14 protein-coding genes are annotated in these 24,298 nt (G+C 69.0%); 2 read left to right on the top strand and 12 right to left on the bottom strand.

Annotated features, from left to right (window positions below; all coding sequences use genetic code 11):
* The 9 genes from Poly30_RS07505 to Poly30_RS07465 all read right to left on the bottom strand — a co-directional run bounded on the left by Poly30_RS07505 (position 1) and on the right by Poly30_RS07465 (position 14,335).
* Positions 1 to 1,818, bottom strand: coding sequence for a vWA domain-containing protein (locus Poly30_RS07505; protein WP_145195862.1), 1,818 nt, complete (start codon positions 1,816 to 1,818; stop codon positions 1 to 3).
* Positions 1,818 to 2,753 carry a DUF58 domain-containing protein gene (locus tag Poly30_RS07500; protein WP_145195860.1) on the bottom strand — a complete coding sequence of 312 codons (936 nt, stop codon included), beginning with the start codon at positions 2,751 to 2,753 and terminating at the stop codon, positions 1,818 to 1,820. The genes Poly30_RS07505 and Poly30_RS07500 overlap by 1 nt, the downstream gene beginning before the upstream one ends.
* A gap of 29 nt (positions 2,754 to 2,782) precedes the next feature.
* The gene (locus Poly30_RS07495; RefSeq protein ID WP_145195858.1) at positions 2,783 to 3,799 is read right to left on the bottom strand and encodes an AAA family ATPase; all 1,017 of its coding nucleotides are present in this window, start codon (positions 3,797 to 3,799) and stop codon (positions 2,783 to 2,785) included.
* A gap of 56 nt (positions 3,800 to 3,855) precedes the next feature.
* Complete coding sequence (locus tag Poly30_RS07490; protein WP_145195856.1) at positions 3,856 to 5,382, bottom strand: hypothetical protein; 1,527 nt, start codon at positions 5,380 to 5,382, stop codon at positions 3,856 to 3,858.
* Entirely contained in the window at positions 5,379 to 7,919 is a 2,541-nt protein-coding gene (locus Poly30_RS07485; RefSeq protein WP_145195854.1) for a tetratricopeptide repeat protein, read from the bottom strand. The genes Poly30_RS07490 and Poly30_RS07485 overlap by 4 nt, the downstream gene beginning before the upstream one ends.
* A gap of 113 nt (positions 7,920 to 8,032) precedes the next feature.
* Entirely contained in the window at positions 8,033 to 9,085 is a 1,053-nt protein-coding gene (locus tag Poly30_RS07480; RefSeq protein ID WP_145195852.1) for a hypothetical protein, read from the bottom strand.
* 85 nt (positions 9,086 to 9,170) lie between these two features.
* Positions 9,171 to 10,802 carry a hypothetical protein gene (locus Poly30_RS07475; RefSeq protein ID WP_145195850.1) on the bottom strand — a complete coding sequence of 544 codons (1,632 nt, stop codon included), beginning with the start codon at positions 10,800 to 10,802 and terminating at the stop codon, positions 9,171 to 9,173.
* Between the two features lie 1,410 nt (positions 10,803 to 12,212).
* The gene (locus Poly30_RS07470; RefSeq protein ID WP_145195848.1) at positions 12,213 to 13,388 is read right to left on the bottom strand and encodes an ABC transporter permease; all 1,176 of its coding nucleotides are present in this window, start codon (positions 13,386 to 13,388) and stop codon (positions 12,213 to 12,215) included.
* The gene (locus tag Poly30_RS07465) at positions 13,385 to 14,335 is read right to left on the bottom strand and encodes an ABC transporter ATP-binding protein (RefSeq protein ID WP_419191086.1); all 951 of its coding nucleotides are present in this window, start codon (positions 14,333 to 14,335) and stop codon (positions 13,385 to 13,387) included. The genes Poly30_RS07470 and Poly30_RS07465 overlap by 4 nt, the downstream gene beginning before the upstream one ends.
* A gap of 133 nt (positions 14,336 to 14,468) precedes the next feature.
* Between Poly30_RS07465 and rnc the strand changes: the two genes are divergently transcribed.
* Together rnc and mfd are read left to right on the top strand one after the other, a co-directional pair.
* Positions 14,469 to 15,149, top strand: a complete 681-nt coding sequence (gene rnc / locus Poly30_RS07460) for a ribonuclease III (protein ID WP_419191085.1) — start codon at positions 14,469 to 14,471, stop codon at positions 15,147 to 15,149.
* Between the two features lie 55 nt (positions 15,150 to 15,204).
* On the top strand, positions 15,205 to 18,528 hold the full coding sequence (gene mfd / locus Poly30_RS07455; RefSeq protein WP_145195842.1) for a transcription-repair coupling factor: 3,324 nt from the start codon (positions 15,205 to 15,207) through the stop codon (positions 18,526 to 18,528).
* 4 nt (positions 18,529 to 18,532) lie between these two features.
* On the opposite strand, the gene Poly30_RS07450 is transcribed toward mfd, so the two are convergent.
* From Poly30_RS07450 to Poly30_RS07440, 3 genes are read right to left on the bottom strand one after another with little or no spacing between them, the layout of a single operon-like run.
* Complete coding sequence (locus Poly30_RS07450; protein ID WP_145195839.1) at positions 18,533 to 21,814, bottom strand: sigma-70 family RNA polymerase sigma factor; 3,282 nt, start codon at positions 21,812 to 21,814, stop codon at positions 18,533 to 18,535.
* Positions 21,815 to 21,856: 42 nt separating this feature from the next.
* Complete coding sequence (locus tag Poly30_RS07445) at positions 21,857 to 22,213, bottom strand: hypothetical protein (protein WP_145195836.1); 357 nt, start codon at positions 22,211 to 22,213, stop codon at positions 21,857 to 21,859.
* 17 nt (positions 22,214 to 22,230) lie between these two features.
* Positions 22,231 to 24,150: a WD40/YVTN/BNR-like repeat-containing protein gene (locus tag Poly30_RS07440; RefSeq protein WP_145195834.1), complete on the bottom strand. Its 1,920-nt coding sequence runs from the start codon at positions 24,148 to 24,150 to the stop codon at positions 22,231 to 22,233.
* Positions 24,151 to 24,298: the final 148 nt, after the last annotated feature.

Raw genomic sequence — 24,298 nt, 5'->3', positions numbered from 1 at the left:
TCAGGCGATCCTCCCGCGCTGGTAGAGCACCCACTCGAGAACGAGGAGGAGGAGCGCGAGAAGAAGAATCCAGGTGGCGAACCGCCAGGGCCCCGCGCCGCCGGTTTCGCGCGAAGAGGCGTCGACGAGCGGGCCGACACCGGAAGCCACGGCCGCGCGGGTCGTCGTATCGGGATCGAGCAGGCTCACGGTCCTGGCCGCCCGCTCCCAGGGAAACCGCGGCCCCCCCGAGAGATTCGCGAGGCGCGTCGGGAGCGGCCTTCCGCTCGCGGCGTAGGGAACGATCTCGGGGCTCCCTACCAGCCAGCGAGCCGCGCGGCCCACGACGACGGGAAAGGCGCGCGACTCCGTGAACGACGAACGCGTGGGATCGAACAGCTCGCTCCACAGCGAGATCGCCCGCGGGATGCCGGAGACGAGCGTCGTCCCGGAAGCCAGGGCGAGACCATCGGCGACGCCGAGCGAAAGCGGCCTGCCGAGTTCGCTCGCGAGGCGCTCGGCGTCGATGCGGTCGAGGGCCAGCTCGCCGACGGCGGCGGCCAGGAGTGCGTCGGCATCGCGACTCGCTCCGTCCATGACTTCGATCGAGTGTTCTTGCTCCGCAGCGGGCGCGATGCCGAGCCGCGGCAGGGGTGGTGTGCCCGCCGGAGGCACGCCGCCCATCACGACATCGGCGCGCGCGGTATCGTCCGTGACTTCGATCGCAGGGTCGGCGTCGCAGGCGGCGCGCAGGGCCAGATCCACGCTCTCGTTGCCGGTCGCGACCAGCGTCACGCGGACCAGCCGGAGCTCCGGAAGGAGGATCTCGGCGCGGTCGTCGAACGCCAGGGAGTCCTTTCCCGGGCCCTTTCCAGCCGCTGGCGTGACCGCGGCCACGAGCCGCCGCATCTCCTCCGCCTTGACGCCGTAACCCGTTGCCGCCTTCGGTCGAAGGTCACGACAGACGAACTGAACGAGATCGGCGCTGAGCACGGTTCTCTCCGCGCTCGTGATCGCCTCGTCGCCGAGCGTGATCGTGACGTTCGCCCCATCGGCGCCCGCACCACGGATCTCCACGAGCGCGTCCACGGCGTCGAAGGCACCGGACCTCGCGGGGGAGACGCCGAGCGCCGTGATGCCCACGTTGCCTCCAGCGTCCGCGTTGGAGCCGGAAACAGGCAGGTTCTCGATCCAGTCCCCGGCGTTCAGGCTGGATTCTGCGGTCTGACCGCGCAGCGGAGTGCCGACGACGACGAAGCGTCTCGCGGCACCGGATTCACCGGCGAGCTCCGCGCGGCGCACGGCCGCCGCGGACACCAAAACCGACTCCACCGTGGATGGAATGGCCGCCGGCGCCAGGCCCTCGAGGCGAGCGCCGAGGAGGGCACGATCCTCTCCGGGTCCCAGCAGGATGCGGACGTCTTCGCCGCAGAAGAGGACCTCCGTCCGCTCCCGCGGCGTGTTCTCCAGTTCGTTTCCGAGCGCCTCGACGGCGCGCTCCCATCGCTGGCCCACCGCCATACCCGCGGAGCCATCGAGCAAGAACGTGTGGTGAACCCCGTCGCTTCGATCCGACTCCAGCCGCGCGAAGGAGAGCCAGAGCAGGCCCCCGATCAGCGCGAGCAGCAGGTAGGTGAGCGGATGCCGAAAGCGCTCGACCAGCGTGCGCGCTCTCGACTCCTCCAGCGCCTCTCGCCAGAAGAGCGTCGTGACGACGAGCTGGGAGCGGTGACGAACCCGCAGGCGCTGGAGCGCGAACAGGAGCGCGCCGAGGCCGAGGAGACCCAGAAGCGTCGCGGTCCCGGAGATCTGCGTGGGCGCCAGAGCGAACGTCAGCATCAGACTTCCCTCCGGCCGTTCTCGAACAGCGAGGCGATCTGCGGAACGACGTCGCTCTCGACGTCCAGGGCCAAGAGCCCGGCCTGGCGCGAACGCGCAAGAGCCGCGAGCCCCTCGGAGAACCGATCGTACGCCGCCTGGTAGCGCTGCATCACCGCGGGTGAAATGGAAACGTCCTGTGCGTCCGAGGTCTCGCAGTCCACGAGCCGAAGGTCGCCGACGAGGGCCTTGGGATCGCGGTCGGTCGCCCGCACGAGCTGAACGAAGAGCAGCTTGTGACGCACGCCGCGAATCGACTCGGTGATCGCCTCGAGCCCCCCTTCGTCGAAGAAGTCCGACACGATGACGACGAGACCGGGACGCAGGCGCATGCCGCCGAAGCGCTTGAGCGACGTGCGAAGGTTCGTCGCGCCACCGGGCTGAAGCGTCTGCATGCGCGCCGCCAGCGTCGCGAGTCTTCCCTTGCCGGACGTCGGCCGCTGGAGGATGGACAGGTCCTCGGCGAAGGGGAACACCCCCACGCTGTCGTGCGCTCCGAGCGACACGGCGGCCAGCGCGAGCGCGGCCTGCAGCCCGGCGATCACGCGGGGCGGTGATTCGATCCAGAGGCTCCTGGAGATGTCCGGCAGGAGATAGAGCGGCAGGTCCTCATGCTCTTCGAAGAGCCTCACGAAGACCCGACCGAGCCGCCGGTAGACGGTCCAGTCGATGGCGCGCATGTCGTCGCCATGGGTGTAGGGACGATAGTCCTGGAACTCCAATCCGGAGCCCTTCGACTTCGAGCGCTGCTCGGCGAAGCGTCCGCGCGGCGCCACGCGCCGCGCCACCAGGCGCAGCCGCTGGGCGGCCTCCAGGAACTCCGTGTCGAAGAGCTCCGGCAGAGTGGCCGAAGCCGCGGTACCAGTGGATGGGTTCACCCCCGTCGTCCGATTCATGCCCCCAGTTTCAGTCAAAGGCGCCTGATTCAAACCGGAGCGCCGGCGTTGGCTTCCACGGATCCGAGCACCTCGGACACGACCTTTTCCGAGGTCACGCCCTCCGAGAGCCCTTCGAAGTTCATCATCATGCGATGCCGGAGCACCGGGAGCGCGACGGCCTGGATGTCCTCGACGGCGACCGCGAATCGGCCCGCGAGAAGCGCTTTCACCTTGGCGCCCAGAAGCAGCGCCTGTGCGCCGCGCGGACTGGAGCCGAGGGCGACGTAGCGATTCACCAGCGCGGGCGCGTAGCGGCTACCCGGCTGCGTTGCCATGACGAGCCGAATCGCGTAGTCCTCGGCGTGCTCCGGCACGGGGACCGAGCGCACGATCTTCCGCATCTTGTTGACCGTCTTGCCCTTGGACACCGCGGACAGCTCGACGTCCGTACCGCCCGTCGTACGGCGCAGGATCTCCTTGTAGTCGGCCTCTGCCGGATAGCCAACGACCAGCTTGAAGAGGAAGCGGTCGAGCTGGGCCTCGGGGAGCGGGTACGTGCCTTCCTGCTCCACCGGGTTCTGGGTCGCCATCACGCAGAACGGCTCCTCCAGCACGATCGTGCGTTTGCCCACGGTCACCTGCCGTTCCTGCATCGCCTCCAGCAGGGCGGACTGCGTCTTCGGCGTCGCGCGGTTGATCTCGTCAGCCAGCACGAGGTTGGCCACGATCGGGCCTTCTTCGAACTGGAGTTCATGACCGCCGCCTTCCGTCTCGACGAGGACCGAGGTACCGCGCACGTCAGCGGGCATCATGTCGGGCGTGAACTGGATGCGGCTGAAGGTCAGGTCGACGGCGCGCCCCAGGGACGAGACCAGCATCGTCTTGCCGAGTCCGGGAACGCCCTCCAGCAGGACGTGCCCGCCGGCCATCAGCGCCGTCAGAACGCCGTCGATGACCGCGTCCTGGCCCACCATCATCCTGGAGACCTCACCCTTGATGGCCTGGAAGGTCTCGATGAAGGCCTGCGCGTCTTCACGCGCGGCGCTGGCGTCTTGGGAGCTCATGAATCTTGGGAAACAGGGGGGGAGGGATACAGGAGGAGGGCGTCGGGGAGCGCAGGTCAGGGGGCTGCCCGGCGGCTCAGGAAGTAGCGGCGCACGAGCGCCTTGAGGTCGGGCTCGAGATCGAGATGGCCGAGCGGGCCCGTCGAGCCGCTGCGCGGACCACGTGACGTCGCGGTGACGGTGCCCGCCTCTTCCGCCTGGGGCTCGATGCGTTCCTGGGTGATCTTCGTCGGACCGGGACCAGGTCGCCCCTTGATGCGATCAGGGATGGGCACGCCGAGCACCAGGGAAGCCACACCGCGCGACTTCTTCTGTTCGGAGGGCCCACCGCGCCCGTTCGCATCGGGGTTGGGTCGGTTGCCGAAGCCGATCTGGAGATCGCGGCTCACGGGCGGCCTGCGGTCGCGAAGGCTCGGCTGAACGCCACCGCGGTTCTCCTGGGACTCCTCGTCGTCCTCGGCCTCCTCGTCGTCGTCGATCTCCTGGTCGTCGGACTCGGTCACCTGGTCGCGGCTCTTCCAATCGGACGCCGTCGGGTTCTTGTTGGAGCCCTTCGAAGATCCCTTGCCCGCCGTCGCGCCGGACTCTTCGTCCTCGGGCTTCTCCTCGGGCGCGGGCTCGTCTGCCTGCGCCTTCGCCTTCTTCTTGGGCGCTGGCTTCGCTTGGCTGTCGGGATCCCCGGGCTCCGAGGTCTGACCCTGGGCGGAAGGTGCACTGCGGGACTCGCTTCCCGCGGAGGACGAGAGAGCTCCCGAGGAGCGGCCTGCGCCCGTCTTGCCGGCCGACTCCTTGACGCTCTCGGAGATGTCCGGCGAAGCGTCCGCGCGCTCGGGAATCGCTGCGCCCTGGCGAGTCTTCGAGAGCGCCTCCAGGGCCTTCGGCTCGGGCAGCTCGGGGACGGCTGGAGCTGGCGCACGTTCTTCGATCAGCGGTTCGGCCAGTTCACCGGCCGCGGCCACGAGGGCTTCGTTCGCTGTCTCTGCTCGGTACCGCGCCTGCATCTCCCAGGTGCCGACCCAGAGGGAGCCAAGCACGAACACCACGCCCGCCGCCGCCCAGAGAGCACTGGCTCGCCCCCACTGAACCTGGGCGGGATCATGCTGGAGCGCGACCGTCTTGGCGGCCTCCGTCCGCGTGGCAGCGTCCTCGATCGCAGCGCGCTCGAATCCAGTGAGGAGCGGCCTGCGCACGAAGTCATCGGCGGCCTGGAGTCTTCCCTCGAGCTGAAGCTGCCCGTCCACCTTCCCCATTGCGTGGCCGCGCCCGATGGCGATGCGCCGGGCCTCACGCGAGGCGATCCAGCCGAACAGAACGGGCAGTCCGACAGCCGTGAGCACCACGAGGATCGCTGGGGCCAGGCGCGGATCGCCTCCCTGGTTCCAGTAGGCCACCTGGGTCAGGAAATAGAAGAGTGGCACGAGCGCGATCAGCGGCAGCGACGCGCGCAGGATGCGCTTGAACTCGCGACCGCTGTAGGCCTTGCTGATATCCGCGCTGGCGCGCTCGGCGATCACATCCAGATCGCGGCGGAAGAGAGGATCCTCTCCGCCGTTCGCGCTGCCTTCCGGGAACTCGTCCATCATCGCCCCCCCGCCGAGGCTGGAGCTGCTTCCACGTCGAGCACGCGCAGCTCATCCCCCGGAATCCCTTCCGGAATGATCTCGTCCGCGGACAGGACCGCGCCGGTTCGCCTGTCGTAGAGGAACGCGATGATGCGCATCTCGCGCGGATCGATCGTCATGGAGATACGCGGCGCGCTGCCGGCTCCCTCGGACTCCAGCTGGTCCAGATGTGCCGCCATGGCGTCTTCGATCTCGGAAACCGGACGGCGAAATTCGAACGTGACTTCGTCTTCGCCATCGTCTTCGCTGAAGCCCAGGGGCTCGGTGCCACCGAGCAGCGAACCGCGCGCCACGCGTCGGTGGACGACGACGCCGCTCGTACCGGGGTAGAGGACGCGCCCCTCGGCGAGCACGACCTCGACGGCGAGATCCTCTCCCCGTGGTCCGTAGACCTCGACGGTTCCGGAGAGGACCCCGTCCTCGTACGAGGCGTCCAGGAGATCGAGTTCGTGATCTCCGAGCGTGGCGAGCCTTCCCAGGACGGCTCGACGGCCTCGGTTGTAGATCTCCTCGGCATCGCGCCACTTGCCAGCGCCCGCCGAACGGACCGCTCCGTCGACCACGATGACCTCCGGATCGCCCACGCGAAGCTGGGCCGCCCGCTTCGCACCGAGCGACGTGCAGAGCGCATCCGGCCGAGGCACGGGCAGGTGATACTCCAGGAAGACGACGTTCGCCTCTTCGGGCTTCTCCGCCTCTGCTTCCGTACCGACGACGCCGGACACTTCGGCATCACCGGACTCGAATTCGATGCCGCGCTCGACGCCGCTGTCCGGGGAGAAGTGACCGATGAGCCCCTCCATCCCGAGCGCCCCGCCGATCGCCCCTCCGCGCTCCTCGTTGCCGAAGTGACCGTTCGTGAAGAACTCGACGAGCACCGTTCGGAGCACGGGGGTCTCCTCGGACTTCACGAACGGACTGGCTGCGCCGAAGCTTCGAACCTTGCCCGCGATCATGCGCTCGACCATCGCGACGGAGTAGGGCTCCCGCGTGTCGTCGTCCGAAGTCGCGAGAAGCGGCTGAACACGCTGCATGGCGTCGATCGCCAGGCCGCCGGACTCGGGGCTGATCACCGCCTGAACGTAGCGCGAAAAGGCGCGCCTGAAGCGCCCCTGGGACTCGTAGAAGCGGCCGAGGTCGTAGTTGACGCGACCATCCTCGGGGAGGCCGAAGGCCGCGGACAGCAGATGCCGCCAGGCCTCGTCGCCGTCTCCCCGGTCGAGCAGCGTGCGCCCGAGAAGGCCGTGAACCTCGTGGACCGCGTTGGGGTAGCGATCATCGCGCCCGGCCTCGATCCCGAGCGCTCCCGCGGCCACCACCACGTCGCTCTCCCCCGCGTCCGCCATCTCCTTCATCAGGTCGAGCATCCGCGTCGTGCGCAGGTCGCCCTCCATCGTGTCGTAGATCCACTTCACGGCCGCGTTGACGTCCTCGGGCGACGCCATGTCCGCCAGGGAGTCGTCGAGCAGAAGGCGGGCGGCTTCGGGGGCCAGGCGCGCCCCGGGGTAGCTCTCGAGGTAGCCGAGCAGCGCGTCCGGACTCTCCTTGGCGCGGGCCGAGAAGAAGGCGAAGTCCGCCTCCGGGTACTTCGCGGCGCGGATGGGTTTCATCCGTACTTCCCGGCGGGCGCGGTCGACGCGCACCTCGAAGGACTCCAGAAGCCCGATGCCCGTGATGCCGAGGGCCAGATCCGGATGCACCTCGACGACGGCCTCGGGCCGAAACGCCACGTACTTCGACAGATCGATCTCGCCGATGCGCACGGTGCCCACGTCACCGGCGGGCTTTCCGACGCGCCGCGCGGCGCGAACGTCGATCCGCGTGTCGTACTTCGACGTCCCGAGCATGAAACCCGCGGGTTCGCCCGAGTTCCAGCGCACGGGTAGCCACGCCATATCGTCGATCAAGGACAGGGGCGCGACCACCGTGCCGTCCGACTCGACGAAGACCGACGAGACGATGCCGCCGGGGGTGGACGCGACCGTCTCATCCGAAGCGGGCGGCTCCAGACGAACGGCGCCGCTCGCCAGCGCGAAGGTCACCGTCCAGTCCTTGAGCACGTCGACACCGATCGAGCCGACGAGCGCGTTCTCCCCCATCTCGGCGGAGTGGTACTTCGTGAATTCCTCGAACTCCTCCTCGGGCCCGAGTTCGCGCGCGGGGACGTCCACCCGGAATCCGGGGAACAGCATCGCGATCGAGCGGGGCGTACCATCCGCGGACTCGGCGCGCAGCGTGGCCGCCGCGCGATTGTGGAGCTGGAGCCCGTGCCGCCCCTCGTGCTCGAGGAACAGGTTGACCGGGATCCGGTTCGCAGCGGTGGCGAGGTCGCAGGAGACGACGAGCCGTCCCGCCACGACCTTCACCGGGATGGAACCGCCGGTGGCCTGCGACTCCTGCGAGGCCGCACCGTCGGGCCCTTCCTGGGGAACGGGCTTCGCCGCGCCGATCCCACAGAGGAGAACCGCGCAAGCGACGCCCTTCGAAACGAGGTTCATAGCCCGGGCTGTCCGCTGCCCCGCAGCTCTCCGAAGGCCCAGTTGCTCGCGATCATCTCGACGGTGATCTGGCTGTTCGGCACGCTCACGGCGGCCGGTACGAAACCGCGGCCTCAGCACGAGCCCGGGAAGACTGCGTCCACCAGCACCTCACCGGTCTCGGCGTCCTTGATGTGGAACGTCGGACTCTTCCCGACGGGATCCCAGCCCACCCAGCGTTCGCCTGCGGCGCCCGTGTACTTCACCTTCTCGGGGTCGAGGGTGATCTCCGACCCTTTCCTGTCGAAAACGAAGGTCGCCTTGATCGGGGCGCCCCACTGTAGCGCCGTCTTCGCCTCCTTCTTCACCCGGATCGTGCCCATCATCCGCGTGTCCACGGTGGCACGCGCCTCCCCGAGACCGATCTTCGCGGCGACGAGGCGATAGCGCCCGGCGGGGACCTTCGCGCCGTTCTCCATCGCGGAGAGTTCGAACGAGTGCTTTCGGTCGACGGACTGAACGACGGCCCCGAGCATCACGCCCTTGCCACCGAACTCCGAGCGCAGGTCGAGCGTGCCGACCTGGCCCTCGAAGGGGAACGTCCGCGCGACCACGGTAGCGCCTTCTCCTGAGAGAGCGATCGAGCGAAGCTCACCGTCCACGAGCAGCGTCTCGCCGAGGAACTGAGCGACGTTCGATCCGTTGACGCCGATGGCGTCGGTCCCCACGTCCGTATAGCGACCGTTGCCGTCCACGTCGATCAGCTGCACCGGCGTCTTGCCGATCATCCCTTCCAGGACGGAGCTGGAAGCCCAGGCCCAGCCTTCCGGGCGCAGCTCCATCCGAGCGGGATAGCGGAACGGCTCACCGTCCTTCAGCCCCGACACCGTCACGCGCGCGCCGCGCACCTTCGTCTCCGGATCCTCTCGGCCATCGACCTTCCGGTCGAGGACGCCATCGCCATCCGTATCGATCTCGAAGCCCGTCCCGCTGGCGGAAACGGCGAAGCCGCTCCCCCCATCGTGGGCGATCGGCAGGCTCCCCGAGATCTTCTGGAACGGATCGGCCGGTAGCTCGATCTCCCAGGTACGGATGGCGCGGGCGCTGAGGGTCACGGCTTCCTGCCCAGGAGGCGTGACGTGAGCGGTCGGCGGGATGAGCAGCGCGGTGAGGAGTAGCAGCGTCATACCCAGCAGGATGCCCGCTCTTCCCGAAGTCGGCACGATTCAATCGAGCGAAACCCGAAGAGTCCCGCAGTTGATCGATCGGGCTTCACACTCCCGTTACAAGCATGAGGCCCTGCGCGTTCTCGCGGCCGGCATCGGCGATCGCCGCCCGGACGAGCTTGATGAGCGCCTTCTCACTCTTGCGCGTGCGCCAGTGAAGGCGCAGTCCTTCGTAGAGGTGGGAAGACTTGCCCCCGTGCCAGCGCTCGGCGAAGTCGGCGGCGCGGATCACGTTGCCTTCGTAGTCGAGGCTCCCGGGGAAAAACAGCCTGCCGAGGTCCTTGACGGTGCATTCTCCGCCCTCGTCGAACTGCTGCTGCTCGGCGTCCGGACGAAGGCCGCGGGCCCCGAGGGTGATCGGCGCCTTCCAGCCGCGCGCGAAGAACTTCACCCTCTGGAACTCGTCGGAAAGATGGAGAACGAGCATCCGGAAGCGGCCCGGATCGAGTGAATGTTCGGCGGCGATCCGCGCGTAGGCGCTCCGACCCGCGGCGCGCGCGTTGTCGAAGTCTCCGTGGCTCGTGCGATTCAGGACAGCGTCCGCTCCCGCCCGCGCGGCCTCCAGTGCACCTTCGGGCAGCGTTTCGTCATACTGGAGCCAGAGCAGCGCGTGCCTGTCCCCTGCGAGCGGCCAGAAGCGCACGCCATCGGTGGTCACCCCGTCCTCTCGGGCTGCGCGGAGCAACGCCAGCTGGAAGTGGCGGCTCTCGAAGGTTTCGATGGGCAGCGTCTCAGGAGCCTCCAACTCGTCGATCTCCGCGAGTCGCGCGCCCACGGCGGCGATGCGCAGGTCACCGACCAGCGGCGCCGCCACCTGGTGGCCGGATTCACGCTGCTTCCAGAACTCGTTCTTGATAAGCGTGACGATCCGCTGTGGATCCTCTCCGAGATGATCACGCAGGGTCTGCGTCATGAGCCTCGGGAAACCGCTTCCGATGCCCACGTCGTTCAGGTAGCCGAATGACGCAATCACGAGCAGGTCCTGGGCGGCGAGGCTAAGCAGGCGACCGTTCTCGAACTGGCTGCTCGCCTTGGCGAGATCGGCGCGCTCCAGCGGCTGGTGGTTCGCGCCGGCCAGGATCGGTCGCGCTTCCTCGGTGCTGACCCAGAGCGCCGCGTGGTTGGCTCCCGCCGTATACACGAGCGCCGTCGTGCGCTTCGGATCCAGTACGGCGATCACGCACTCCAGGCGCTGAAAGGCGGGACTCCGCGCGAGTTCCTCCAGCGCGAGATTCGCCGCAAGACCTGGGTCGCCGTCGTCTTCGAGCGACTCCGAAACGACCTCCCATGCGGGCTCCAGGTCCATCGCGACGGGGTTCGAGGCTGAATCGATGCAGCGCATCGACACGATCCCGAATCTCTCCTCCCCCAGCTCGATCGTGCGAAAGAGGTCGATGGACGGGCCCGCTGCTTCGGGCGCCAGCTGTTCGATGACGCGCGTGCGAAACCGCGGCGCGTCGCGGACGAAGAGGCTCGGGTCGGGCTGCGCAATGGGCTCCGACGAAACCTCGGGGGTCGGCGTCGAGGGGCTCAGCCCGTGGCTCCGCTGGTGAGTGACCCGGCCTGTGTCCAGCACGAGCGATGCCTCGCAGTAGGCGCAGCTCACATGGCCTTGCCCCGGTTCAAAAGACAGCAGAGCGGCGCAATTCGGACAGTAGGCGGCGGAGACGCTGATCATGGTCTGCACAGGATGGCAACCTCACCTTCCCCCATGCCAAGGCTTGGCGGAGATTCACCGGTGGGGCGTCACGAATACGTCACGGGACCAGGAACTGAGCCGTTCGCCCGCATTCCTCGCGACTCCCGCAAAGAACATCGGCGGACTTGCCCGCCTCCAGAGCCTGCCATCGAAGAGCCCAACCGCCACGCCGGTGGCTCCACTCGGAGTTCAGCTCCGACGTCATGCATCCCCACGAACGTCCCTCGCGTCCGCCAGGACGCCCGGGCCCATCTCGGCCCCCTGCGGGGGCCGAGCCGCCCGCGCGAGGCTCGCCCTCGCGGCCCGTGCGGCGAGCACGCCCGTCCGGCGAGGACGCCTGCCCGGCGAGGGCGCCCGTCCGGCGAGGACGCCCGTCCGGCGAGGACGCCTGCGCGGCGAGCGCCAAGCGATGCAATCGCTATTTCGCCGTCAGGCGAAATGCCAGAGATACTGCGCGCTGTCACAGCGATAGGACGGTTCGGCATTCGATGCCTTGGTCGCAGTCCTGGCCGCTGAAGGTCTCCCGACACAGGCCTACCGACAAAGACTGCCTGCCGTTCGCGCGAAGCGCCGAACGCGTGGACTGAGGCTTCCCGCTGGCGGCTTGCGGGCTGACCGCCGACCGCCGCCCCAGCAGACCTCCCGACACAGTCCTCCCGATAAAGACTGCCTGCCGTTCGCGCGAAGCGCCGAACGCGTGGGCTGAGGCTTCCCGCTGGCGGCTTGCGGGCCGCCCGCTGGAGCGCTCGCCCGTCAGGGCGAGCTGGGCGGGTCTGTGGCCTGTGGTCCCAGGCCTCAGGTCTCAGGTCTCAGGTCTCAGCCCCCAGGTCCCAGCCCTCAGGTCCCAGCGTCCAGCCTGATCTCTGCCCAGCCCGCCCTGACGGGCGAGCGCTCCAGCGGGCAACCCGCAAGCCTGCAGCGGTAAGCCTCAGCCCACGCGTTCGGCGCTTCGCGCGAACGGCAGGCAGTCTTTGTCGGGAGGCCTGTGTCGAGAAGTCGGCACCGGCGGCGGTCGGCGGTCGGGACTGCGACCAAGGCATCGAATGCCGAACCGGGCGATTGCTGCAACAGCGCGCAGTATCTCTGGCATTTCGCCTGACGGCGAAATAGCGATTGCATCGCGTGGCGCTCGCCGCGCAGGCGTCCTCGCCGGACGGGCGCGCTCGCCGCGCGGGCGTGCTCGCCGCACGGCGTCCTCGCCGGACGGGCCGCGAGGGCGAGCCTCGCGCGGGCGGCTCAGCCCCCTGCGGGGGCCGAGCGAGGCCCGGGCGTCCTGGCGGACGCAGAGAGCGCGAGGTGAATCATCAGGAACTCCAACCGTCCCAGACTGTTCCCCACAGTTTCCCGAGAGCTTACGTCTCCATCGAACTGAGGTTGCACGCCGGGAACTCACGCGCGCATGAACCTTCTCCGGTAGAGCAGGACCGAAACGCCGAAGAGCACGACACCATAGCCCATGAGCACCACCAGCTTCAGGCCGATGCCGTCCAGATCCGCCGTGCTGGCGAACGACTTGCCGTACCAAAGAACGCCCTCGTAGGCGTCCATCGCCCAGGCCACCGGCGTCACGAGACCCGCCGTCTGGAACCACTGGGGCGTGATCTCCCTCGGGAACCACGCGCCGCCCACTGCGCTCATGCCGAGGATCACGAGCGTCGAGAGGCCCTCCAGTTGCTTGCGGGTCGAGCAAGCGGTCGCAAAGAGAAGCCCCAGCGCCGACGCGGTGGAGGCCCAGACGAGCGAGATCACGGCGATCTCCGGCAGGTGCTCCATGACCGGGATCTCGTACACGATCGTTCCGAACGCGAAGAGCACGATCAGCTGCACGACGGCCATCGTCATCGTGACGAGGGTCTTGCCCAGGAGAACGGAGCTGCCTGCGGACGGGGTCAAGCGCAAACGATCGAGGGTTCCCTCGGCGCGCTCGTCCTGGAGGGTTCCTGCGGCGGCCACCAGATTGAAGAGGAGCATCATGACCGCCATCGAGGCGAACGCGTGGCTCTCCCCCGCGCTGCGCGGAACGCCGCCTCGCGCCTTGGGCTTCAGGTCGTGCACCGTCAGCCCGAGCATCTCCGTGAGCCCATCGGCGGTCGCCATCTTCCCGAAGCTGTCCCCGTAGGACGCGCCCATCACCAGCGGCACGAGCTGGAACACGACCACCTGGGAGGCGATCTGCCGGGCGGGGTCGCGGAAGAGTTCCAGCCCCTTGGCGCCTGGCTTTCCGTAGGACTCGCCGATGACGAGGCCGTTCGCCTGATCGCCGTTGGCGACGGCGCGCTCCGCGTCCTCGACGACTTCGAACTCGAGTCCCTCGGAGGCACCGATCCGCTCGAGCAGCGCGCGGCTCGACTCGTTTTGCGCGCGGTCCTCGATGGCGATAGCCATCTTCCTCGGACCGGACGTGGAGCTGCCTCCGCCCCCACCGGACATGGCCGACCCGAGCGCCGACCCCATCACCGAAGCGAGGACAAGCGGCAGCGCGAACGCGAAGAAGAGAGCCGTCCGGTCGCGCATCAAGAGGCGCAGGTCCTTGCGGGCGAGGGCCCATGCGGTGGTGAAGTTCACGCCCGCACCTCCGTCGCGTCAGCGCCCTGGAGAGCCTCGTCGCCGTCCCGGAGCGCGCGCCCCGTCAGACCGAGGAAGATCGACTCGAGATCCGCTGAACCGCTCTCGGCGGCGAACTCGATGCCGTGCTCGCGGAGGAGCGCGGCGGCTCGCTCCAGATCGCGGTCATCCTGCAGCCGCAGCCGCGGCGCGGTCTCCCGCTGAACGGCGTCCAGCCCCTGAAGCTCCTTCAGCGAACCGTCGGCGACAGAGCGCCCGCGATCCATGATGACGATCCGGTCGCAGAGGCGCTCGACCTCCCCCATCTGGTGCGTCGTGTAGATGAGCGTCACTCCGGACTCCGCGCGCAGCCGCTCGACCTGCTCGAAGATGTGGTTGCGCGACTGGGGATCGACCCCGGCGGTCGGCTCGTCCAGGAAGATCAGTTCGGGCTCGTGCAGCAGCGCCGCGACGAGGTTCAGGCGGCGCTTCATCCCGCCGCTGAACTCGGAGACGCGGGAACGGCGGCGCTCCGTCAGCCCCGCGGTCTCCAGCGCCCGGTCGACTCGTTCCTGGATCCTGGCCCGCGGGACACCGGCGAGTTCCGCGAAGAACGCGAGATTCTCGGCCGCGCTCATGGCTCCGTAGAGCGCGATGTCCTGGGGCACGACTCCGATGGAGGCACGAATCTCGGCCCCGTGGGTTCGCGGATCGAATCCAAGGACGGAGACCTCGCCGCCGTCGGGCTGGAGCAGGGTGGAAAGAATCCGAAGGGTCGTGCTCTTTCCGGCACCGTTGGGGCCGAGGAGGCCGATCGACTCGCCCCGTGCGACGCGGAGGCTCATATCAGCAACGGCCTGCGTCGGCCCGAAGGACTTGGAGAGATGGGAAACCTCGAGGGCGAGGCCTGTGCCGGGGCCTGTGCCGGGGCCTAGGGCAGAACGCTGGGGTGGGGCTGGGCTTTTCACGTGGGATCAGTGTGCCCGCTGCGAGGATCCCTTCGCGAATCTCCCGGGATTCTGAATTCGAACCGCGGAGGCGCCTGCCCGGCCCGCCTCGCCGGGCGGTATCCTCCCCGGTAGGCGCGAGCGCCTCCTCCCCTTGAGCAACCCACTGGACCCCTTCCACCGATTCGAGGACGAGAGCCTCGCCGAGCTGGCCCTCACCCACGCCTCCGCCGGCGTCAGCGACGGGCTCGGGCGCCGCGACAACGAGCGCATGGAGTTCCTGGGCGATACGGTCCTCGACCTCGTGATCGCCGAGTCGCTGTTCGGGGACCGAGCCCGCTACGACGAGGGGGCCCTCACGGAGATGAAGGCCCAGGTCGTCTCGCGCAAGGCGCTGGCCGGCGCCGCCGAGCGCATCGGCCTCCCCCAGCGCGCCCGGATCGGCCGCGGACTCAATCGCAAGGCGCTCTCGCGCTCGGTCCTCGCCAATCTCTACGAGGCCGTGGTCGGCGCGATCTTCCTGGACGGCGGCCTCGGCCCGGCGCGGGAATTCGTCCTCGATACGCTCGGACCGGAGCTCAGCGCGGCCCGAGAGCGCGGCGGCGAGGCGCTCCCGAAGCAGGCCTTTCAGGAAGTCTGCCAGCAGAAATTCAGCGGCCCGCCGTCCTACAAGGTCATCCGCACCTGCGGCGACGCGAACTCTCGCGCCTTCCTCGTCGCGGCCCACGCGGGCGGCCAGACGTTTCCGAGCGCCTGGGGCCGAACGATGAAGGAAGCGGAGCACTGGGCGGCCTATGAGGGGCTGCTGCATCTGGGCTACGACGCCCGCCCCTGATTCGGCTCCCCCCGAATCCCACCCCAGGCCGCGCCACGGCCCCAGCGACTTACCGATGTCCCAGAGCCTCGTCGATACCTCGGCCAAGAACGCCGACCGAAGCGAAGGCGCGTCCCAGGCCGGCACGGTCCTGGTCGACGCGTCGGAACTCGCGTTCCCGTCCTCCGAGAAGACGCGCATCCTGCGAGCGCTGGAGCGCAAGGGATCCGTGTCCATCGGCAACGTCTGGGGTGGCGCCCAGGGATTCGTCGCGGCGCAGCTGATCCGCGAGATCGGTCGCCCCGTGGTCGCCATCGCCTCGACGGACGGCGAGGCCGAGTCGTTCGTCTTCGACCTCGCGGCCTTCGGCGTCGGAAGCTCCCAGTTCCCGGCGCGGGAGGGCGGAGCACGCAAGGGCCACGCGGACGCGACGTCGATCCGCCTGCGCCTGCAGATGGCCCAGAACCTCGCGGGGCCCGTGGATGCGCGGCCCGACGTGATCGTGGCGTCGGTGCTGTCCCTGCTTCAACCCGTGCCGAGGCTCAAGGACCTCCAGGCCGAATTCGTGTCGCTGAAGGTCGGCGCGGTCCTCAATGTCCAGGCGCTGCTCAACCGGCTCATCCGCGCGGGCTACACGCGCGAGCCGCTGGCGGAGCTCGCGGGCCACGTCAGCCTGCGCGGCGACATCCTCGACATCTTTCCGTTCGCGAGCGAGGAGCCGCTCCGCATCGAGATGTTCGAGGAAGAGATCGAGAGCCTCCGGACCTTCGATCCCGAGGAGCAGCGTTCGACCGCGAAGCACGAGGCGATCGAGGTCTGCCTCGCCAGCGACTCGGGCACGCTGGAGGACGGCGACGGCTCGCCCGTCATCTATCTCCTGCCCGAGAACGCCCTCGTGATTCGCATCGAGCCGCTGCGGATCGACGAGAAGGCGAGCTCGCTGAGGATCCAGTCGCCCCTGTACGAGCGCGCGCTACGCGTGCTCGACAAGGGTCTCAGCCGCCGCACGATCCTGGAACTCCAGAGTCTGCCGGGCGACGATCTCTCCCTCGATACGCGCTCGGTCCAGGGCCTGAGTTCCGGCGTGACGGCGGCGGCCCCCGAGCTGAGCCAGCTCGCCGAAGGCGGCACGCGGGTCATCGTCGCTTGCCTCACCGACGCGGAGCGCGACCGCATGGGCGCGCAGTTCGAGAAAGCTGGCGTCACGGGGCTCGAGCTGCATACGGGCTACGTCAGCCGCGGCTTCCGCGCGCCGCCCTGGAACCTGCTCATCGTCGGCAGCCACGAACTCAAGGGCACGCTCGGCGCGCGCAAGAAGGCGTCGTCCCGGGCGCACCAGCACAAGGTCCGCGCGCTCCAGAGCTTCTTCGAGCTGCGGCCCGGCGATCTCGTCGTGCACGCCGTCCACGGCCTGAGTCGCTACCGCGGGCTCAAGCGCATGTCGCGCGGGACGGGCGAAGAGGAGCACCTGCACCTCGAGTTCGCCGGCGAGGTTTCGCTCTACGTGCCCGCGAGCCGGATCGACATGGTCCAGCGCTATATTGGCGCCGGCGGCGCCGGGCTCGCGCTGGACAAGATCGGCGGCAATGCGTTCCGCAAGCGCAAGGAGAAGGTCGAGCAGGGGCTGTTCGACCTCGCGTCCGAGCTGATCGAGGTGCAGGCGAAGCGCCAGCTTCGCAAGCGGGACGCGTGGACCGGGGATCCGGAACTCGTCCAGCAGTTCCTCGACGAGTTCCCCTACGAGGACACGGCGGACCAGGCCGAGGTCACGATCGAGATGGCGCGCGACCTCCAGTCGGAGCGTCCGATGGACAGGCTCCTCTGCGGAGACGTCGGCTTCGGCAAGACCGAGATGGCGGTGCGCGCGGCGTTCCGCGTGGTCTCGGGCGGCGGTCAGGTCGCGGTGCTCGTGCCGACCACGATCCTCGCCGAACAGCACCTGAACACGTTTCGCACGCGCATGGCGGACTTCCCGATGGTCGTCCGCGGGCTGTCGCGCTATACGACGCCGAAGGAGAAGAAGGACACGGTGGCGGGCCTCGCGAGCGGCGGCGTCGACGTCGTCATCGGCACGCACCGGATCCTCGGCAAGGACGTCAAGTTCAAGAACCTCGGGATGGTGATCATCGACGAGGAGCAGCGCTTCGGCGTGACGCACAAGGAGCACTTCAAGAAGCTCCGGGCGAACGTCGACATGCTGACCCTGACGGCGACGCCGATCCCCCGGACGCTGCACATGTCACTCTCGGGCATCCGCGACATCTCCGCGCTGAACGAGGCGCCGCCGGGTCGCCAGGAGATCGACACCGTGCTCGGGTACCGCGAGGACGACGACATGATCGTCGAGGCGTTCCGGCACGAGCTGAACCGCGGCGGGCAGATCTTCTTCCTGCACAACCGCGTGACGTCGATCGAGCAGACCGCGGCGAAGCTGCGGTCGCTCGTGCCCGAGGCGCGGTTCGCGATCGGCCACGGTCAGATGCCGGCGCCGGAGCTACGCAACGTCATGGAGTCGTTCCGCCGGGGCGACGCGGACGTGCTCGTCGCCACGACGATCATCGAGAACGGCGTCGACGTGCCGACCGCCAACACGATCATGGTCGACGATGCCGACCACTTCGGCCTCGCCGAGCTGCACCAGCTGCGCGGCCGCGTCGGCCGCGGCAGCGTCAAGGCATTCTGCTATCTGCTCGTCGAGAAGCACAAGCCGCTGAAGAGCCAGGCGCGCGATCGACTGAAGGCCCTCGAGGAAATGAACCACCTCGGCGCGGGCTTCGGTATCGCGGTGAAGGACCTCGAGCTGCGCGGCGCGGGCAACGTGCTCGGGCCCCAGCAGTCGGGGCACATCGCGGCGATCGGCTACGACATGTACTGCCGGCTCCTGAAGCTGACGGTCGAGCGGCTCTCGTCCGGCGAGGCCGCCGATCGCCAGAAGCCCAGGTTCGAGGAAACCGAGGCGGGCTGCGAGCTGGAGGTCGGCCTGCGCGCGTTCTTGCCCGACGACTGGATCGCGAAGCCGGACGAGCGACTCGATGCGCTTCGGCTGCTTTCCCAGGCCGACGAGATCGATGTGCTGAAGGACGCCTTCAAGGGCCTCGTCGATCGCTACGGCCGCGCGCCGGATCAGGCCAAAGAGCTCCTGCGTCTCTTCACCCTGAAGATCCCGATGGACGCTTCGGGCATCCGCCACGTGGCCTGGCACGACGATCGCTACGTGATCCAGTACACGGACGCGGTGGCCTTCGAGCACCTGTTCGCGGGCGGAGCGAGGGCCGCTGGCCGCCAGCGCATCGACCTGCGCCGGATCAAGCCGGGCGTGGCGCACCTCGTGCTCCCCGCGCACCTGCACGGAAAGCCGGAGAAGGCGGTGACGTGGCTGGAGAAGATCGCGGCGGCGTGAGGGTTCAGCGGGCCCGCGGCGGGAGGGGCTCGCTCAGGTGGATCTCGACCCGGTTCAAGGCCCCCTCGGTGACCGCGAAGTCGACCGTGGCCCAGGACTTGTCCCACCCGTCGAAGCGTTCGTCCTCGACCCACAGGTGATAGAGGCCGGGCTGCATGGGGCGCCGAATCGTCAGGACCTTCTGGCCCGGCATGTCGTAGGGTTCCGTGATGCGTGGGCCCCAGAGTTCGGTGGAGTCGCCGCTGAACAGAGTGAGGTCCACGCGCCCCTCGGTGGACTTGCAGCGAGGGCGGACCACGTCGACATCGGGGTCGGGTTCGCGATCGAAGTGGATGACCAGCTCGACGGGTTCACCGAGATCGAGGGACCAGAACTCCTGCTGCTCCTCGGCGCCAGCCTGAATCTCGATGAGCCGCGACGAGAGGGCAGATCGATCGTCGTCGACGAAAACGGTGTAGGCGCCCGGTGCGAGTGGCTCCGAGCGGAACGGCTCGTCGACGCTTCGCCGGGAGAGCCGATAGCTCGTCCCGGAGAACCGCCAGCTTCCCGTCCCGCGCAGGCGGACGTCGCGGTCCTCCGGCAAAGCCCGGCCGGCGGCGTCGACGTGCAGCACGAGAACGGTTCCACGGGCCGGAAGAAACTCGCCCAGGTCCCTTGATTCCCCGGGGGCCAGCGTGAACGCCGCGAGCTCCAGATCACGGGGGACGCCCGCGTCGCGCGCATGGAGCAGGAGTCGATAGTCGCCTGCTGGAAGCGACTTCCATCGGAACGCGCCGGTATCGGAAAGCGACTGCTCGCCGAGCTGGTCGAAGTCCTCGAGCATGAGCTGAACCTTCGCGCCCCTGCCCCGCGGGCTGGTGGGCTCCGGCAGTTGCACGGAGCCTGAGACCTCGCAGGCTGCGGCTGGGTCGTAGACGAGCACGACCTCCTCCTCCGAAGGTCTGGCTCGGGTGTGAACCAGCGGAACCGCGCGGCCCGGGGACGTGCCCTGCGGCGGTGCGTGGAGCGTGATCACTCTCTCGCCCTCCTCGAGACCGCGGCAATGAACGCGCCCATTCTCGTCGGTCAGGAATGGCTCTTCGAGCCGAACCCTACTCTGGGCCCCTTGGATGCATACACGCCAGCCGACGAGTGGCTCCCCCGCCGCGGTGACCGCGCGCACCCGAAGTTCGGAATGAACCGGGATCACGGGGTTCCACTCGAACGCATCCTCCAGCTCGACCCGGTTGCTGAGCAGCGCGCCGCCGTTCGAATTGATGATCCGGAGCGTGGTCTCCCCGGGAAGCAGCCCCACGATGCTGTAAGTGCCGTCGGAACGGCTGATCGCTCGGCCGAGGAAAGCCTCCTCCCCGAAGCCGGATTCGAAATGACCGAGCGCGGGAGTGCCTTCCCACCTCGCCTCGAGAACGATCCCGACCCGCGGCCTGCCGGCAGTGTCCAGGACGCGACCGACGACCATGGCGCCGGGCTCCAAGAAGACCTGGGTAGGTGTCACCCCGGCACTTGCCACGTCAACGAGCGCGGTGCCGATGCGTGAACGATCGTCCAGGGCTCGCGCGAAGAGCGCCACGGTCCCGCGCGGCACCTCGTCGGATCGGAAGACCCCCTCGGCGTCGGCGCGTATGAGGAAGGAGTCCGTGTCCTGGGGCTTCGTGCTCCCGGTGGCGTCATCCTCGCGGCTCAAGCTGCCGGGCTCCATCCCGTGGAGGTTGTTGCGCGCATCCTCGTCCACGGCGATGGTGACCAGGGCGAACGGCGCCGGCTGGCCGTCGGGTCCGAGCACTCGTCCCTCCAGGGAATGGCCGAGCGCACCGAGCTGGAGGTCGATCGTCTGGGTAGCACCTGCGACTCCACGAACGCGGTTGCTGAAGCCATAGCGCTTCCCTCCCGTCGGCTGGTGGCCGGGCGCGCGGGCGAGAAGCTCGACGCCGCTCGCAAGGTCCGCGGCCTCGAACTGCCCGGAGGGCCCGGTGGTCGCCACCCATTGGGCGGCATCGTGATGGAACCGGTCCATGCGATAGACGTGGGCGCCGCCCACGGGCGTCCCGTCGAAGGCGAGCACGCGGCCCTTCACGTCGACCCCATCGGGGATGACGAGGGAGAGCGTGCGCGCCTCGAGCACGGCGACCTCGGTCGGCGGCCCGCTCACCGGTCCCAGGGAAACGCGGTAGCGCCCACGGGGCAGGTCCGCGAACAGGGCGACGCCCTCCTCGTCCGTCACGCCCTGGTGCCCGAGCCACGTCTCCCCCACGCGCCGCACGTAGACGCCGACGCCCGGCGCCAGGGTCCCAGCAGAGCCATTTTCGCGCTGAACCTCGACGCGAAGCGTGGCGGCCTCCGGGACGGCGGCTCCTCCGGCGAGCGCGGACTCGGATGGTGCGCCCGTCGGGGAATCGACGGCGACGAGTGGTTCGCTGGCACGCGGGTCGCGGTCGCCGGGCTGTCCCGCCATGACGGTCGAGAATGGCTCACCCGCGGGAGCCGTTCGATCCGCCGTCATCCAGACCGCGAGGACAGCGACGAGCGCCGCCGTGGCCATGGCTGCCACAGCGGCGACCTTGGCCCCGGCCCAGCCTCCCAGGGCGGCGGTCGCTGGCCGGGCCGCCAGCGAAGTCCCCAGCTCCGCGGCGGCGCGAAGGCTGGCCCCCTGGCTCAGGACCTGGCCGCGCACGCCCTCGAGAACCGAGCCCTGGTCGAGGAGCAGGAGCGCGCTGAGCCGGAGCTCCGCGGGAAGAAGCGCCTCCAGTCGCTCGCGGCCGCGGGCGAGCTGCACGCGGATCGTGGCTGCGGATCGACCGAGCCTGGCCGCGAGCTCCGCCGTATCGAGTTCATCAGTAATCCGAAGGGCCAAGAGCTCGCGGTAGGGCTCGCCCAGCCTGCGGACGCCCTCCAGAACCGTGCGTCGATCATCCTCGAAGGCCGCCTGGGCGGCGGGATCCGCGGCGTGGCCGGTCTTCGAGTCTGGATCCAGGAGCGGGAGCGCGTGCCGTACCCGGCGCCTGCGGCCCTGGTCGATGGCGCGATGGCTCAGGATCCCGGCGAGCCACGGCAGGAGCGGCCGCGACGCGTCCCACTGGTCTCGGCTGGTCAGGGCCTTCAGGAAGGTGGCCTGGACCAGGTCCTCGGCTTCGGAGGCGTCCGCCGCAAGGCGCGCGGCGAGGCCGAGGAGCCGGGGGCCCGTCGCATCGAAGACGTGCCCCAGTGCGTCGAGATCACCCTCGTCTCGGAAGCGCTGGAATTCGGCCTCGACGCCGCCGGGCTCGATCTCGGTGCTGGCTCGCTTCATGAAGGGGCCTGCGCACGGGCCTCCTGAAGCATAACCGTGAACTCAGGATTTCTTCGTCGACACCAGACGGCCAAGAACGATGAACGGAAGCGGCAGGAGCGTGGCGTAGAGCGGCCAGCGCCCCACGACCGCCGACTCGGCGGCATCGGCTCCCACGGGGGTGTCCACGAGGGCCAGGAGCGAATACACGAAGACGACGATCAGAAGGAGGTGGCTGTAGATCAGGAGCGGAATCGGAAAGCCCTTGCCGGCCCGACGCTGAACGATCTCGGCGAGTCCTGCGAAGACCGCGATTCCGGCCACCAGCGAGATGAGGGCAAACGCGTCGTCGCCCGCGATCTCCTTCTGGAGAACGAGGGCGACGATCGGGTGCAGGTCCGGGGCGATGGCGGCGATCATGCCGGAGAGGGTAGCTCTCAGCGGCGGCTCGCGAGGCGGAATATGCCGCTTCCGCTGGTGCCGAGAAAGACGTCCGAAGGGGTGCTGGAGAGAACGCTGGCGGACGAGCCCAGGGCTGAGCGCAGCGTTCGGAAGGTCATGCCATCGTCGAGGCTGATCCGCGCGTTCTGCGACGCCCCCAGGCCCGAGATCCACCCGCCGGGGAGACCCGGGAGCGGCGCGAGGCCGCTCTCACTCCTGCGGCTCTCGGGAAGCCTGTACCAGTGGAGGCCCGCGTCCTCGCTCTTCCAGGCGCCGGACCCGTCCGAGGTCCCGTAAACGACGTTCGCGTCGTAAGGGTCGGCTTGCAGCGTCCGCACCACGGCCGGCGGCGACGTGAGGGCCGGCTGGAAGGAGAGGCCACCGTCGAGGCTTCGAAGCACCGTCGAGCCGGTGGAGCAGAACATGACGTCGGGGTCGACGGGGCTGATCTCGACGGCCCAGACCCAGCCCGCGCCGACGAGGTTGCCGCTGAACGTGGCGCCTGAGTCGTCGCTGCGACAGAGGCCCGCGCCTGCGCCGAAGACGCGTCCGGGGGTCGTCGGGTGCGGCGCGACGTTCCAGAAGTACACGCCCGGCTGCTCGAAGACGAGGTCGAAGGTGAGGCCGCCGTCGTCGCTGCGGTGGAGGCCGACCGCGGTGTCCGTGAGGTAGAAGCGCCCTGGGGTCGTGGGGTCAGCGCGGACCGGCTGGGGATGGGTGCGCGGTGCGAGCGCGGAAGGCGTCCAGGTGGCACCGCCGTCCGCGGAGGTGGCGACGGTGCCGCCGCTGGCTGCGACGATCCGGTTCCGATCGGTCGGATCAGCGGCGACGCCGGTGATCCAGGCGTGCTCGCCGAGCCCGGCGTTCCGGTTGCTGTAGGAGAGGCCTCCGTCAGACGAAGTGAAGAGACCGCCAGCCTCACCGAGGAGCACGCGGCCCGGGCGCGCTGGTGACGTGGCGAGGTCGTAGGGGCGCGCGCTGGATCGATCGAGGCCTGGGCCGCCGATGAGACTCCAGGTCTGGCCGGCGTCTCCTGAGCGATAGACGCCGAGGCCACGGGCGCCGAGGTGGATCGCGCCGGGGACCCCGCGATCCCATTCGAATGCGTCGAACGCGATGCTGCCCGTGGGAGCGACGCCGGACTCGGTCCAGGTGGCCCCTTCGTCGTCGCTTCGGAAGAGGTTGCCGAATCCCAGCACGAGCATGCGGGTGGGATCGAAGGGATCGAGGAGGATCGGACCGATGGCGCCAGCGGGCGCGGCGCGCCGTAGCCAGTTCAGGCCACCGTCTCGCGTGATCCAGACGTTCCCACCGGAATGGACGACCACGTGGAACGGGTTGCCCTCGGCGACGTCGAAACCTGAGACGGAGCCGCCCGGGCCCGCGTCGAAGAAGGGGTGGAAGTGGTCGCCGCCGTCGACGCTGCGCCATAGGAACTGGCCGAAGCCCTGAACGAAGACGACGCTGGCGCAGCCGGGCGCGAACCGAACGTCGACCAGAAACCCTTCGTCGGGAGGGACTGTGGGCTGGACCCAGGTGAGCCCACGATCCGTGGTGCGCCAGACGCCGCTGAGTCCGATGGCGCCGACGATGGTTCCGGGATCGGCGGGGGACGCGGCGACGATGCCGTAGCCCGCGTGGTCCCGGGGCCATGGACTCTGAAGGGACCAGCTGGTCCCTTGATCGAGCGAAATGAGAAGCCCGGCCGAGGACCCGGCATAGGCGGTGTCCGGCTCCGCATCGGAGAAGGTGACGGACCAGGCGCGGGGGGCCGCACCAGGCAGGGCCGCGAGCGCCACCCAACCGACGGCAGGCGCCGCCTCTGTGAAGGAAACCTGGGAAAAGGCCGCGCTCCCGAGAACGCAACAGACGAGCCCGAGCGAGAGAGGCGGGCGAGGATCGAGGAGATACTTCATGAAACCCCATCTGGATCGCTCCGCCGCGGTTCACACCATTCCAGGAGATCTCCACCGCCCCCCAACCGACACAAACGGACCAGGTGCAAACGTTCCGGAATGGACGGACCAGGTGCATCCATTCCGGAATGGATGCACCTGGTCCGTC

The organism is Saltatorellus ferox, from assembly GCA_007751475.1.
GTDB lineage: Bacteria > Planctomycetota > UBA1135 > UBA1135.
Note: the sequence above shows the minus strand (reverse complement) of the source record. Positions and strands in the feature narration are given on the sequence as shown.